11 protein-coding genes are annotated in these 14,018 nt (G+C 70.5%); 9 read left to right on the plus strand and 2 right to left on the minus strand.

Features of this window, described 5'->3' with window-relative positions:
* The first annotated feature begins 10 nt into the window (after positions 1 to 10).
* The 4 genes from IIE03_RS15555 to rfbB all read left to right on the plus strand — a co-directional run bounded on the left by IIE03_RS15555 (position 11) and on the right by rfbB (position 3,700).
* Positions 11 to 817 carry a siderophore-interacting protein gene (locus IIE03_RS15555; protein ID WP_192863669.1) on the plus strand — a complete coding sequence of 269 codons (807 nt, stop codon included), beginning with the start codon at positions 11 to 13 and terminating at the stop codon, positions 815 to 817.
* A gap of 22 nt (positions 818 to 839) precedes the next feature.
* Entirely contained in the window at positions 840 to 1,448 is a 609-nt protein-coding gene (locus tag IIE03_RS26780; protein ID WP_192863670.1) for a DUF402 domain-containing protein, read from the plus strand.
* Between the two features lie 77 nt (positions 1,449 to 1,525).
* The gene (locus IIE03_RS15565; RefSeq protein WP_192863671.1) at positions 1,526 to 2,692 is read left to right on the plus strand and encodes a nucleotide sugar dehydrogenase; all 1,167 of its coding nucleotides are present in this window, start codon (positions 1,526 to 1,528) and stop codon (positions 2,690 to 2,692) included.
* A 12-nt stretch (positions 2,693 to 2,704) separates the two neighbouring features.
* The gene (rfbB, locus tag IIE03_RS15570) at positions 2,705 to 3,700 is read left to right on the plus strand and encodes a dTDP-glucose 4,6-dehydratase (RefSeq protein ID WP_192863672.1); all 996 of its coding nucleotides are present in this window, start codon (positions 2,705 to 2,707) and stop codon (positions 3,698 to 3,700) included.
* A 40-nt stretch (positions 3,701 to 3,740) separates the two neighbouring features.
* On the opposite strand, the gene rfbC is transcribed toward rfbB, so the two are convergent.
* A complete protein-coding gene (gene rfbC, locus IIE03_RS15575) occupies positions 3,741 to 4,385 on the minus strand; it encodes a dTDP-4-dehydrorhamnose 3,5-epimerase (RefSeq protein WP_192863673.1) in 645 nt (214 codons plus the stop codon).
* A 116-nt stretch (positions 4,386 to 4,501) separates the two neighbouring features.
* On the opposite strand from rfbC, the gene rfbD reads away from it, so the two are divergent.
* Complete coding sequence (gene rfbD / locus IIE03_RS15580) at positions 4,502 to 5,371, plus strand: dTDP-4-dehydrorhamnose reductase (protein ID WP_192863674.1); 870 nt, start codon at positions 4,502 to 4,504, stop codon at positions 5,369 to 5,371.
* 26 nt (positions 5,372 to 5,397) lie between these two features.
* Here rfbD and rfbA read toward each other — a convergent pair whose 3' ends face one another.
* Positions 5,398 to 6,261 carry a glucose-1-phosphate thymidylyltransferase RfbA gene (gene rfbA, locus IIE03_RS15585; protein WP_192863675.1) on the minus strand — a complete coding sequence of 288 codons (864 nt, stop codon included), beginning with the start codon at positions 6,259 to 6,261 and terminating at the stop codon, positions 5,398 to 5,400.
* A gap of 218 nt (positions 6,262 to 6,479) precedes the next feature.
* On the opposite strand from rfbA, the gene IIE03_RS15590 reads away from it, so the two are divergent.
* From IIE03_RS15590 to IIE03_RS15605, 4 genes are read left to right on the plus strand one after another with little or no spacing between them, the layout of a single operon-like run.
* Complete coding sequence (locus tag IIE03_RS15590) at positions 6,480 to 8,390, plus strand: glycosyltransferase family protein (protein ID WP_192863676.1); 1,911 nt, start codon at positions 6,480 to 6,482, stop codon at positions 8,388 to 8,390.
* Positions 8,391 to 8,397: 7 nt separating this feature from the next.
* Positions 8,398 to 9,651 (plus strand): UDP-N-acetyl-D-mannosamine dehydrogenase, encoded by a 1,254-nt coding sequence (gene wecC / locus IIE03_RS15595; protein WP_192863677.1) that lies wholly within the window; start codon positions 8,398 to 8,400, stop codon positions 9,649 to 9,651.
* Entirely contained in the window at positions 9,648 to 11,207 is a 1,560-nt protein-coding gene (locus IIE03_RS15600) for a glycosyltransferase (RefSeq protein ID WP_192863678.1), read from the plus strand. The genes wecC and IIE03_RS15600 overlap by 4 nt, the downstream gene beginning before the upstream one ends.
* On the plus strand, positions 11,204 to 13,999 hold the full coding sequence (locus IIE03_RS15605; RefSeq protein ID WP_192863679.1) for a glycosyltransferase: 2,796 nt from the start codon (positions 11,204 to 11,206) through the stop codon (positions 13,997 to 13,999). Before IIE03_RS15600 ends, IIE03_RS15605 begins: the two co-directional genes overlap by 4 nt.
* Positions 14,000 to 14,018 lie beyond the last annotated feature (19 nt).

Below are 14,018 nucleotides of genomic sequence, written 5' to 3' on the forward strand. Positions count from 1 at the left end.
TTGCCTCACTATGTCGCAGATCGCTGAGATCCCTACCGCCCGGAAGCCGCGCAGCACCCCCGTCACCGCCACGGTCACGGCCGTCCGGCGTCTCACGCCGCACATGGTCCGGGTGACGCTGGGCGGCGACGCGCTCGCCGCCGTCGATCCCGGGCCGTTCACGGACCGGTACATCAAGATCGTGCTCGGCCCGCCGCCCGCACCCGGGGCGCGCCCGCTGGTCCGGACCTACACGATCCGCCGGGTGCACGACGAGGGCTGGGACGTCGACGTCGTCGAGCACGGCGAGGGGTACGGAGGGCCGTGGGCCGGCCGGGTGCGGCCGGGCGAGGAGGTGTCGTTCCTCGGCCCGGGCGGCGATTACGCGCCGTCCGCCGACGCCACCTGGCACCTGCTGGTGGGTGACGAGTCCGCGCTGCCCGCGATCGCGGCGGCTTGCGAGACCCTGCCGCGCTCGGCCCGGGCGCACGTGTTCATCGAGGTCGCCGGACCCGAGGAGCAGCAGGAGCTGGTGTCCGACGGCGACCTGCACGTCACCTGGGTGTACCGCGACCGCGGCCTCGGGCTCTTCCACACGGTCCGGACCGCCCACGAGTCGGGTGGGCTGCCCGCCGGCGTCCCGCACGCCTTCCTGCACGGCGAGGCCGGCTGCGTGCGCGACCTGCGCCGCTGGGCCCGGGCGGAGCTCGGCGTCCCGCGCGAGCTGCTGTCGGCGTCGGGCTACTGGAAGAAGGGGCGCGACGACGAGGGCTGGCGCGCGGAGAAGCCCGCCTGGCGCGCCGCGATCGAGCAGGACGACGCGGCGCTGGCCGGCTGACCACACCCGATAGGGTCGCCGCGTGACGCAGCGACCCAGCATCCCCGGCGAACCCGTCCGAGCGCGTTACACCAAGTGGGACGGCAGCCCGCACTGGCAGTTCGACGCCGTGTACCTCGGGACCGACGAGCACGGGATCTGGGTCGGGTACCCCGCCGGCACCCGGTTCGCGCGCCCGGGACTCGGGTACCGGGCGCGCACCCGCGGCGTCGGGTACTTCCCGGACGCCGGCTGGACGCCCGCGTTCTATCCCGGGGACCAGGACCATCCCTACGGCACCCGCGTGTACACCGACCTCACGACCGTTCCGGAGTGGCGCGGCGTGCCCGCAGGGCGACGCCGGAACGGAGCGCGCGCCTTCGAGGTGACCATGGTCGACCTCGACCTCGACGTGATCGGCTTCCACGCCGGCCACCTCGACCCTCGTGGCCGCGCGTTCGTCGACGACCGGGACGAGTTCGCCGAGCACCGCGTGCGGTACGGGTACCCCGACGAACTCGTCGCGCGCGTCGAGGCGGACGCGCAGACGCTGCTCGCCGCCGTGCTCGACGGCGAGGCGCCGTTCGACGACGTCGTCCCCGAGCGCTGGTTCGCCGTGCTGGACACCGTGCTCGCCGGGAGCGCACGGTGAGAAGCCCCTGCGGGGAGCTCCTGGTCCTCGGGTGAAGCCGGGAGGTCCCTTCGTACCCAGCCCGTACTATGGGCCGCATGAAGATCGCCGTTGTCGGTACCGGATACGTCGGCCTGTCGAACGCAGTCCTGATCGCCCAGAATCACGAGGTGTGGGCCGTCGACCTCGACGAGACCAAGGTCGCACTGGTGAACGAACGGCGCTCGCCGATCGTCGACGCCGAGCTCGAGGAGTATCTGCGCGACCGGGAGCTGAACCTCACCGCGACGCTGGACGCGCACGCCGCCTACGAGGGCGCGGAGGTCGTCGTCGTCGCCACACCGACGAACTACGACGAGGTGACGAACTTCTTCGACACCTCGTCGGTCGAGTTCGTGATCAAGGACGTGCTGAGCGTCGCGCCGGGCGCGACGATCGTCATCAAGTCGACCATCCCCGTGGGCTTCACCGAGCGGATGCGCTCCGAGTACCCCGACGCGTCGATCGTGTTCTCCCCGGAGTTCCTCCGCGAGGGCCGCGCCCTGTACGACAACCTGCACCCGTCCCGGATCGTGGTGGGCGACCGCTCCGAGCGCGGCAAGCGTTTCGCGGACCTCCTGCTGGAGGGCGCGGTCACCAAGGACGTGCCCGTGCTGCTGACCGACGCCACCGAGGCCGAGGCGATCAAGCTGTTCGCCAACACCTACCTGGCGCTGCGGGTCGCGTACTTCAACGAGCTGGACAGCTACGCCGCCACGCACGGCCTCGACACCGCCCAGGTCATCGAGGGCGTGGGCCTGGACCCGCGGATCGGCTCGCACTACAACAACCCGTCGTTCGGGTACGGCGGCTACTGCCTGCCCAAGGACACCAAGCAGCTGCTGGCGAACTACTCCGAGGTGCCGCAGAACCTCATCCAGGCCGTGGTCGACGCGAACACCACGCGCAAGGATTTCGTCGCCGCCGACATCCTCAGGCGCGACCCGCAGATCGTGGGCGTGTACCGACTCGTCATGAAGTCGGGCAGCGACAACTTCCGCGCCTCGGCCATCCAGGGCATCATGAAGCGGATCAAGGCCAAGGGCGTCGAGGTCGTGGTGTACGAGCCGACGCTGGACGACGACGAGTTCTACCACTCCGAGGTCATCAAGGACCTCGACGAGTTCAAGGCCCGCGCGGACGTGATCATCGCCAACCGGCGCACCGAGGTTCTCGACGACGTCGCGGAGAAGGTCTACACCCGCGACATCTACGGGCGCGACTGAGATACTCGCAGCGTGAGGGTCCTGGTCACCGGCGGCGCCGGCTTCATCGGAGCGAACTTCGTCCAGCAAACCGTCCGGGAACGCCCGGACGCCGAGGTCACCGTCCTCGACGCGCTCACCTACGCGGGCGACCGCGGCTCGCTCGCGTCGGTCGCGGAACGGGTGACGCTCGTCGAGGGGTCGATCACCGACGTCGCCCTGGTGGACCGGCTGGTCGGCGAGTCCGACGTCGTCGTCCACTTCGCGGCCGAGTCGCACAACGACAACTCGCTCGACGATCCGTCCCCCTTCGTGCAGACCAACCTCGTCGGCACGTTCACGCTGCTGGAGGCCGTGCGGAAGCACGGCACCCGGTTCCACCACATCTCGACGGACGAGGTCTACGGGGACCTCGAGCTCGACGACCCGGCGAAGTTCACTCCCGAGACCCCGTACAACCCGTCGTCGCCCTACTCGTCCACCAAGGCGGGCTCCGACCTGCTCGTGCGCGCCTGGGTGCGGTCCTTCGGGGTGGCCGCCACGATCTCGAACTGCTCCAACAACTACGGCCCGTACCAGCACGTCGAGAAGTTCATCCCGCGCCAGATCACCAACCTGATCGACGGCCTCCGTCCGCGCCTGTACGGCGCCGGCCTCAACGTGCGGGACTGGATCCACGTGGAGGACCACAACGCCGCCGTCTGGACCATCATCGACAAGGGCCGGATCGGTGAGACCTACCTGATCGGCGCCGACGGCGAGAGGAACAACCTGGAGGTCGTACGGACCCTGCTGGAACTGTTCGGCCGCGAGCCCGACGACTTCGACCATGTCGCCGACCGCCCCGGGCACGACCTGCGCTACGCGATCGACGCGACCCGGCTGCGGGACGAACTCGGGTGGGCGCCGCGGTACACGGAGTTCAAGGACGGGCTGGCGGCGACGATCGACTGGTATCGCGCGAACGAGGCCTGGTGGAGGCCGGCGAAGGCGGCTACGGAGGCGAAGTACGCGCGTACCGGCCAGTGAGGGGGCTCGTGGGGGTCGGTCCGGGGGCGAGGGTGTGGTTTCACTGGCCGGTACGCGCGTACTTCGCCTCGTCTCGCCTGGTCGCGAGGTAGCTGCTGACGGCTTCCATGGTGGGGAGCAGTCCTTGGGCCTCGGCTTCGGCGAGGGTGGGGGCTGCCTCGTCCTTGGGTGAGAGTTGGGGGGTGAGGGGGGCGCCGTCTCGGGTGGTTGTCGGCCAGGCGATGGCGACGGTCGGGTCCAGGGGGTGGATGCCGTGCTCGCGGTCCGGGGCGTAGCCCGCCGAGCAGAGGTACATGACCGTGGAGTTGTCCTCCAGGGACATGAAGGCGTGGCCGAGTCCCTCGGACAGGTAGATGGAGCGGCGGTCGACGTCGTCGAGCAGGACGCTGTCCCATCGGCCGAAGGTCGGCGACCCGACGCGGATGTCGACGACGACGTCGAGCACCGCGCCGCGCAGGCACTGGACGTACTTGGCCTGGCTGGGCGGGATGTCCGCGAAGTGGATGCCGCGCAGCACCCCGGCCGCGGAGACGGAGCAGTTGGCCTGCTGCAGGTCGAACGGATGCCCGACGGCGTCCACGAACGGGCCCGCCTTGAACGCCTCCAGGAAGAGGCCCCGGGCGTCCCCGAACTGCTTCGGGGTGATCTCGAACGCGCCGGGCACGGACAGTTCGCGGTACTGCATGGGTTCTCTCCTCGAGGCGGGGCCACATGACGGTCCGACGGCGGCCGAGCGTCCCTTGTCCACAGAGGTGCGGGGAAACGGGCGCGAGCCGCGTGTCGGACCCTAGGATCCTACGTATGGAACAGGAGAGCGGCGTGCGGGAACGGTGGCTGGTCGTCGGGGGCGCCGGGATGCTCGGACAGGACATGGTCGACGCCGCGCGCGCGGCAGATCATGAGGTGGCCGGGGCCGGCCGGGGCACCGGGCTGGATCTCCTCGATCCCGCCGTGACCGCGCGGGCGGTCCAGGGCTACGACGTTGTCGTGAACTGCGCCGCCTGGACCGCCGTCGACGACGCCGAGACCCACGAGGCGGAGGCGTTCGCCGTGAACGCCGTGGGCGCCGCGAACCTCGCCCAGGCCTGTACGACGGCGGGCGCCCGGCTCGTCCACGTCTCCACCGACTACGTGTTCGACGGCGCCGCCACGGTCCCCTACGCGGAGGACGCTGCGGTCGCGCCGCGATCGGCCTACGGGCGGACCAAGGCGGCGGGGGAGTGGGCCGTGCGGGCCGAGGCGCCCGGCTCGCTGATCGTGCGCACGGCGTGGCTGTACGGCGCGGGCGGGGGCTGCTTCCCGAAGACGATGGCGCGCCTGGCGACCGAGAAGGACCGGCTGAGTGTCGTGGACGACCAGGTGGGACAGCCCACGTGGACCCGGGACCTCGCGGAGCTGATCGTGCGGCTCGTCGCCGCGGACGCGCCGGCCGGCACCTACCACGGCACGTCGTCGGGTGCCGTGTCGTGGTTCGGCTTCACCGAGCGGATCGTCGTGTCGTCGGGGGCCGAGGTGAAGCTGGAGCCGACCACGAGCGAGGCCTTCCCGCGGCCGGCCCCTCGCCCTGCCTACTCGGTGCTCGGCCATGCCGCCCTGGAGGCGGTGGGCGTCACACCGATCGGCGACTGGGCCGAGCGCTGGGACGCCGCGGCTGCGGAGGTACTGGGGTAGTAGCGGCTGCTGGTCGCCCGCGCCGGCTATTCGTCGAGGAGTCCCAGCAGGTACTTGCCGTAGCCCGACTTGGTGAGCTTCTCCGCTCGGGCGCGGAGCTCGTCGTCGTTCAGGAAGCCGCGGCGCCACGCGACCTCCTCCGGCGAGCCGATCTTGAGGCCCTGGCGCCGCTCGATCGTGCGGACGAAGTCCGACGCCTCCAGCAGCGAGTCGAAGGTGCCGGTATCGAGCCAGGCCGTGCCACGGGGCAGGACCTCGACCTGGAGCTTGCCTCGCTCCAGGTAGTGGCGGTTGACGTCCGTGATCTCGTACTCGCCGCGTGCGGACGGTGTCAGGCCCTTGGCGATCTCCACCACGTCGTTGTCGTAGAAGTACAGGCCGGGCACCGCGTAGTTCGACCTCGGCCGGGCGGGTTTCTCCTCGAGTGAGAGCGCGCGGCCGCCGTCGTCGAACTCGACGACGCCGTACGCCGTGGGGTCCGCGACGCGGTAGGCGAACACCGCACCGCCGTCGATGTCGGAGAAGCGGGTCAGCTGGGAGCCGAGCCCAGGGCCGTAGAAGATGTTGTCGCCGAGCACGAGCGCCGCCGTGTCCGTGCCGATGAATTCCTCGCCCAGGACGAACGCCTGCGCGAGGCCGTCCGGCGAGGCCTGGACCGTGTACTCCAGGTTGATGCCGAACTGTGAGCCATCGCCGAGCAGCCGCTGGAACTGATCCGCCTCGTGCGGGGTGGTGATGACCAGGATGTCCTGGATACCCGCGAGGATGAGCGTGGACAGGGGGTAATAGACCATCGGCTTGTCGTAGACCGGGACGAGCTGCTTGCTGACGCCGAGGGTGATCGGGTGCAACCGCGTTCCGGACCCGCCGGCCAGGATGATTCCACGCATATACCGGATCCTCTCACGGACGTCGACACCACGTGGTCCTGGTCACTTCGGGCGACGCGGGCTCGGAGAATTGGGCGCCGATTTCACCCGCGGATGTGCCGGTCGCCCATCGACGGGCCGTTAGCATCGATCCGGCAAGAACGCATCCCGAGACTCGATAGGCCGCCCCCCAGTGCCGTTTCGAGGGTGCCAGATCCCCCGGACCATAGGCGACAGGCGTGACGAATCAGCAGGGTGAGAGCGGTTTCGCGGCGCTCCGGCGATCGTTGTGGCACCTCCGCAAGGGCGGGATCGCACAGCTCCGGACCCACCTGCGCCGACAGCGACTGCCCTTCGCGGGGCGTGGTGGCGCGCGGAGGACGAGGGCCGGGCTGACGTTCGATCCCTGGCCGGTCGCCGACGCGACGGCACGTGCGCCGCGACGATCCGATGTCGCCACCTTGCGTGTCGGGGTGATTCTCGATGATTTCTCGTTGCGGGCGTTCGGCCCCGAATGGCAGCAGGTGGTGCTGACGCCGAATTCGTGGCGTGAGGAGTTGTCTGCCGGGCTGGATCTGTTGTTCGTGGAGTCGGCGTGGAATGGCAACGGCGGGGCGTGGCAGTACCACCTGACGGGTGCCTCGGCGCCCCGGCCGGCGTTCGTGGAGCTCGTTTCCGCGTGCCGGGACGCCGGCGTGCCGACGGTCTTCTGGAACAAGGAAGACCCCGTCCATTTCGACGATTTCCTGGACGCGACACGGCTGTTCGACCGCGTGTACACGACGGATGTGGGCCGGGTCCCGGCGTACGCCGAGGCGCTGGGCCACGACCGGGTGGGCGTGCTGCCGTTCGCCGCCCAGCCGGTCATTCACAACCCGGTCCGGCTGCACGGCCGCGGCCCGGAGCGGGACGTCGCGTTCGCGGGGATGTACTTCGCGCACAAGTACCCCGAGCGACGCGAGCAGATGGACATGCTGCTGGGCGCCGCCGTCGACGCGTCGCCGAGAATGGAGCGCGGACTCGAGATCTTCTCGCGGTTCCGCGGCCGGGACGAGAAGTACCAGTTCCCGTCGCCGTTCGCCGAGCGCGTGGTGGGCTCGCTGGACTACGACCGGATGCTGACGGCGTACCGGGAGTACAAGGTCTTCCTCAACGTGAACTCGGTGGTGGACTCCCCGAGCATGTGCGCGCGCAGGATCTTCGAGATCACCGCCTGCGGCACGCCCGTGGTGTCCGCCCCGAGCGCCGCGGTGGGGAAGTTCTTCCCCGGCGACGAGGTGTTCGTCGCGGAGGACCGCGCGGAGGCGTCCGCGACGATCCGCGCACTCGCGAACTCGAAGGAACTGCGGGACCGCGCGGTGCACAAGGGGCAGCGGCGGATCTGGCGTGAGCACACGTACTCGGCGCGGGCCCGGGCCGTCCTGCACGACGTCGGCCTCGCGCCGTCGGCTACGCCCCCGCGGCCGAGCGTGACCGCGCTCGTGTCCACGAACCGCCCCCACCAGCTCGACCACGTGCTCGCCGGCCTGGGCGCGCAGCGCGAGGTGGACCTGCAGATCGCGCTGCTCGCGCACGGCTTCGAGATGGACGAGGACGACATCGCGGCCCGTGCGAAGGACGCGGGGGTGGACAACCTCACGCTGGTCACGGCCGGCGCGGACGTCCCGCTGGGCGGCTGCCTCAACCTGCTGCTCGACGTCGCGGACGGCGACGTCGTCGCGAAGATCGACGACGACGACCGGTACGGGCCCCACTACCTGTCCGACCAGCTGTACGCCCTCGACTACTCCCGCGCCGACGTCGTGGGCAAGCAGGCGCACTACATGTATCTGTCCGGGCCGGACCTGACCCTCCTGCGGTTCGCGGACCGGGAGCACCGGTACACCGACCGGGTCATGGGCCCGACCATCGTGGCCGGCGCCGACGTGGCGCGGAGGGCGCGCTTCCCGGAGGTCTCGCGGGGCGAGGACACCGGATTCCTGGAGCGCGTGACGAGCGCCGGGGGACGGGTGTACTCCACCGACCGCTTCAACTTCGTCCAGATGCGATCCGCCGCCGGCGGTCATTCCTGGCGTGTGTCCGACACCGAGCTGCAGGCGAGCGGCGAGGTCACGTTCTACGGGCGTGCCGACGAGCACGTCGTCTTCTGAGGTTCTCATGGGATTCAGCACTGTCGGGGTCATCGGACTCGGCTACATCGGCCTGCCCACCGCGGCGATCCTCGCGGACGGCGGACTGTCGGTGACCGGCGTGGACATCAACCCGGACACCGTGGAGGCGGTGAACCGGGGCGAGGTCCCGTTCGTGGAGCCCGACCTGGCGGGCTACGTCGACCGCGTGGTCTCCGCGGGGAAGCTGCGGGCGGTCGCCGCGCCGGAGCGGGCCGACGCCTTCATCGTGGCCGTCCCGACCCCCTTCCGCGGGGATCACGAGCCCGACCTGACCTACATCGAGGCCGCCGCCCGGGCGCTGGCGCCGCAGCTGAGCGGCGGTGAGCTCGTGATCCTGGAGTCGACGTCGCCGCCGGGGGCGACGCGCCGGATGGCGGAGTGGATCCTCGAGGTGCGTGCGGACCTCTCGCTGGACGGCGCCGACGGGAGACCCGCGATCCACGTGGCGCACTGCCCGGAGCGGGTGCTGCCCGGCAAGATCATGACCGAGCTCGTCACCAACGACCGGATCGTCGGCGGCCTCACGCGCGAGGCGGCCGAGCGAGCGCGGGACCTGTACCAGACGTTCTGCGAGGGCGAGATCCTCCTCACCGACGCCGTCACGGCCGAGCTCGCGAAGCTCGTGGAGAACTCCTTCCGCGACGTCAACATCGCGTTCGCGAACGAGCTCTCGATCGTCGCGGACCGGCTCGGGGTCGACGTGTGGGAGCTGATCCGGCTCGCGAACCACCACCCGCGCGTGAACATCCTGCAGCCCGGCCCGGGCGTCGGCGGGCACTGCATCGCCGTGGACCCGTGGTTCGTCATCGACGCGGCGCCCGGGGACACGCGGCTGATCCGGGCCGCCCGCGAGGTGAACGACGGGAAGCCTCGCTGGGTGCTGCACAAGGTGCTCGACGCCGTGGCCGGGGTCGAGACGCCCGTGATCGCGGCCTGGGGCCTGGCGTTCAAGGCGAACATCGACGACCTGCGTGAGTCACCGGCGGTGGAGATCGTCGCCGAGACCGCGGCCACGTTCCCGCAGGCGACCGTGCTCGTCGTGGAGCCGCACGTGGACGCGCTGCCGGAGGAGCTTCAGAATCTCGCCAACGTCCGGCTCGTGTCGGCCGAGGAGGCCCTGGACAGCGGCGACGTGCAGGTGCTGCTGGTCGATCACGCGGCCTTCCGTGGGATGCTCGGCCGCCTCGGTGGGCGGCGTCTGGTGGACACGCGCGGGATGACGTCGGGTCGTGCCGCGTGACCGGCGTATCGCCCTTCGTGCGGCGCCTGCTCGCACGGCGCCACGTGATCTACGTCGCGGCGCTCGCCGCGCTCCTGGTCACCGTGCTGATCGGGGGAGACGTTCCGGCGTTGAGCGCCGGCGCGCTCTTCGTCGCGGTCGCCGTGGTGTGGTCCGCCGAGTTCCAGTCGCGCGCCATACGGCGCGTCGGATCCGACCGCGAGCGCATCCTGGAGACGCAACGCGTCGTTCGCTCGGTGGCACGCCGACTCGCGGAGCAGGACACGGCACTCGAGCGGCTGAGGACCGTCGCCGAACAGGGCAGGGCCGCGGCCGAGGCGAGCGCCGTGGCGACGCGCCATGCCGGCGGGGACGACCGACGCGTCGGCGGGAACGAACGACGCGTCGGCGGGAACGAACGACCAGGGACGCCGGACGGACAGAGACCGAGAGTCCTGTTCGTCACGAGCAACGGCTCCGGAATGGGGCACCTGACCCGATTGCTCGCGATAGCGCGAGCAGGAGACGAGGACTTCGAGAGCCATTTCCTCTCGCTCTCGACCGCCGCCGAGATCGCCGCGCGTCGTGGTCGGCCGACCGTCTACGTCGAGAGTCAGGCTGTCTCCGGGCTGTCGTGGGGGGAGTGGAATCGGCGGTTCGCCTCGGTGATGCGCGAACAGCTCCGACGGATCTCTCCGTCCGCGGTCGTGTTCGACGGTATCCAGATCTTCCGTGGGGTCCACGAGGCGACCGCGGAGTTCGGGATTCCGCTGGTCTGGGTGTGCCGAGGGCTCTGGAAGGATGCCGTCCCGCGCGACCAGCTGCGCGCATGGCGTGACGTGGCCCAGGCCGTGATCCTTCCGGCCGAGCGCCCCCTCGTGCCCGACCATGTGGCGTCTCCCCTGGGCGACGAGGATGCCGGGCTGCATGTCGTCGCACCGATCGTCGGGGTCCGGCGGAGCGAGGTGCTGTCCCGCACCACGGCGATCGACGAGCTGGGCCTCGAGGAGGGCAAGAAGCATGTCCTCGTCCAGCTCGGATCGGGTGCGCTCGGCAGCCGGAGCGACCTCGAACGGGCCGTGGTGGACGCTGTCACGGCGCTCGGCGCGGACTGGGAGCCCGTCGTCTTTCGCTCTCCCCTCTCGGCGGAGACCCGTGGACCCGACGGCATCCGGACGGTGCGCGAGTACCCGATGTCGGTGTTCCTCGATGCGTTCGAGTTCAGCGTGACGTCCGCCGGTTACAACACGGTGCACGAGAATCTCCGGCACGGCCAGCCCGCGGTGTACGTCGCGGACGCGAACATGCTCGCCGACGACCAGCAGCTCCGGGCAACCAGGGCTGCCGAGGCCGGGCTCGGCCTGGTGGTCCGTCGGCGTGACGAGATCGCCGCCGCGATCCGGACGCTGTCGGAGGCGGGCGAGCGGTCGCGGATGACGGCGCGGCTGAGCGAGGTCAGCGCGGACGACGGCGCCCGCGCGGCCGCGCGGAGGATCGCCGGGGCGATCGCGGACAACCGCGCATGGAAGGGCCTTCGGCAGAAGACGTACGACCCGGTGGGTGAATGGAGATCATGAGACAGTTCGTTCTGCGCGCGCTCGCCGTCGTCGGAAGCGCGGCGGTGCTGGCCGCGCTCGTGGCGTCCGCGCTGAGGTCCGGTGACTGGGCCGATCCCCTGCTGGGACTCGTCGCCCTCGGCGTGGCCGCCACGGGACTGATGAACCGCAGGGTGTTGTGGGCCGTGCGCGGCGAGCAGAGGAAGCAGACCAGCTATCTCCGTGCCGCGGACGCGCGGAGTTCCGCCCTGGTGGACATCGTCAGGCGTGGAGGCCCGGGCAGTTCGGCCCAGGGATCGAGGACGATCGACCGGCTCGGCCCCGACAACGAGTACGCTCGGCGGGTCGCCGCGGCAGGGCCAGGGCTGATCGAGACCTTCGCGCTCCAGAACCGCTCCGAGCGCGCTCGCGACGTCCTGGCACGTGCGGCCAGCGGTCACCGGTTCGATGCGACGTCCCTCGTGGTCGCCGTGAAACTCGCACTGAAGCGCCCCCACGTGCGCTGGGCGAAGAGCCTGCTGTCGAGCCTGGCGCCCAGGCCGCTCGCTTCGCTGGCCAAGGTGATCGCGCAGCAGGAACTGCGCCCCACCGATCGGCACGACGCGATCGTCCTCTATCGGGCCGTCGTCAGGGGGCGCCACGCCTCCGCTCTCGACCGGCACAACAGGCTCGTGTTCCTGGAACTGCTCGCGGAGAGCGGGCGCTCCGCGGAACTCGGCTCGATGATTCGCACCTTCGACCTCGACGCGGTGGACGCGGTGCAGGGGAATCTCCTGCGCGCGAACGCGCTCAGGACGTCGCGCGCGGCAGAGACGCCCGAAGCCGCGGCGACGGATGCGGCCGACGACTGGATCGCCCAGGTCAACGAGGTGTTCCGCGCCGACGGGCTCGAGACGATCGCCGTCCGGCCCGGTGATGGTCCGCTGATGGACCGCATCGTCTGCCGTGCGTCGACCGACGTGGCGGACGGTCCGCTCGTCACCGTCATCATGCCGACGTTCGACCCCGACGAGCGGATCGAGACGGCGATCCGCTCGGTCCTGGACCAGTCGTACCGGAACCTGGAAGTCCTGCTGATGGACGACTGCTCGCCGCCGGAGGGAGCGGCGCGCCTGGACCTCATCGCCGAGCAGGATCCCCGGGTCACGGTGGTTCACCTGCCCGAGAACCGAGGGTCGTACAAGGCACGCAACGTCGCACTCGAGGCCTACGCCTCGGGCGAATTCGTCACGGTGCACGACGACGACGACTGGTCGCACCCGCGGAAGATCGAGCGGCAGGTCCAGCATCTTCTCGAGCACCCGGACGTCCCGGCGAACATGTCGATGCTCAGCCGTGCGACGCCCGACCTCATGTTCACGAGAATCAACAACAACCCGGTCTTCACGCAGCCGAACTTCTCGTCGCTGATGATCCGGAGGTCGGTGCTGGAGACCCTGGGCTACTGGGACGTCGTCAACCGGAGCGCCGACGCGGAGATGCGCGACCGGATCGCCGCGTGGAGCGGCGAGCCGGTGCCGGCGGTGGGGATCGCGCCGGCGTCCTTCCTGAGGGTCCGGTCCGCGTCGCTGACCGCGGGCGAGATCTTCAAGGGCTATGTCGACCCTCGTCGCACGTGGTACCAGCGGCTGACCCGGGCGGCGCATGCCGAGCGCCTGGCCGCCGGTGAGCCCTTGTGGGTCGGTCCCGACGTGCGGGACGATCGGCCGTTCGCGGCTCCCGTCGGTCTCCTGGGCGGAAGGGACCGGCTCGGCGTCGTCGAGACCGACGTCGTCTACGCCACGGACTTCCGGTTCCCCGGCGGCAACAGCTCCGTCGCCGTCCGGGAGATCACCGCACTCGTGGACAACGGCTATCGCGTGGGCCTCGTCCAGATGGACTCGCCCCTGCTCGGACCCAGGAACGTTCTTCATCCCGACGTCATCGTGCTCCTGAGCGCCGGACGCGTCCAGGCGCTCTCGTTGCTCGACCAGGTGCGTGCACCGCTGTCGATCGTCCGGCATCCCTCGGTGCTCCAGTACGTCAACCCGGTCCGTAGCTCCATCGACACGGCGCGCGTCCTGGTGGTGGCGAATCACCCGCCGTACGAGACGGGGCTCACGGGCTCCGTGTACGACATCTCCACGGCGGTGTCGAACGCCGCCGCCGTCTTCGGCGTCACGCCCTCGGTCGCACCGGAGTCGGGCCTCATCCGGGAGCTGCTCGGCGAGATGGTCGATCCGGGTCAGCTGATCTCGTTCGACTGGAACGGGATCGTGCAGTCGGAGGGCGGCCGCCTTCGGCACGCCGAACCGGGACGGCCGTTCGTCATCGGCAGGCACAGCCGGGACCAGGCGCTGAAGTGGCCGTCGCGGGAGGTCATCAAGCAGGTGTACCCGATCGACGGCAGCCGGGACGTGCGCGTCCTCGGCGGCGCCGCGTCGGCGGCGGAACGACTGGGCAAGCCGGCCGAGCACTGGACGGTGTGGCCGTTCGGTTCGCGGGACGTGGCCGAATTCCTGGACGAGCTCGACTTCTGGGTCTACTTCCACGCGCCGGAACTCTTCGAGTCGTTCGGGATGGCCACCGCCGAGGCCATGGCCGCCGGGCTGGTCGTCGTTCTCCCCGAGTACATGGAACCGACCTTCGGCGACGGCGCGGTCTACTGTGCGCCGGACGAGGTGCAGCAGACCCTGGACCGGCTCTGGGCCGATCCGGAGGCCTACGCCGCCCAGAGCGCCCGCGCGCTCGAGTTCGCGCAGTCCCGTTTCGCGGCCAAGGCGTTCATCGACCGGGTCGAGGCCGTCGGTGAACGACCTGTCGCCGCCCTCTGACCCCCGTTCCGGCCCCAGA

Source organism: Myceligenerans pegani (assembly GCF_014892515.1).
Classification (GTDB): domain Bacteria; phylum Actinomycetota; class Actinomycetes; order Actinomycetales; family Cellulomonadaceae; genus Myceligenerans; species Myceligenerans pegani.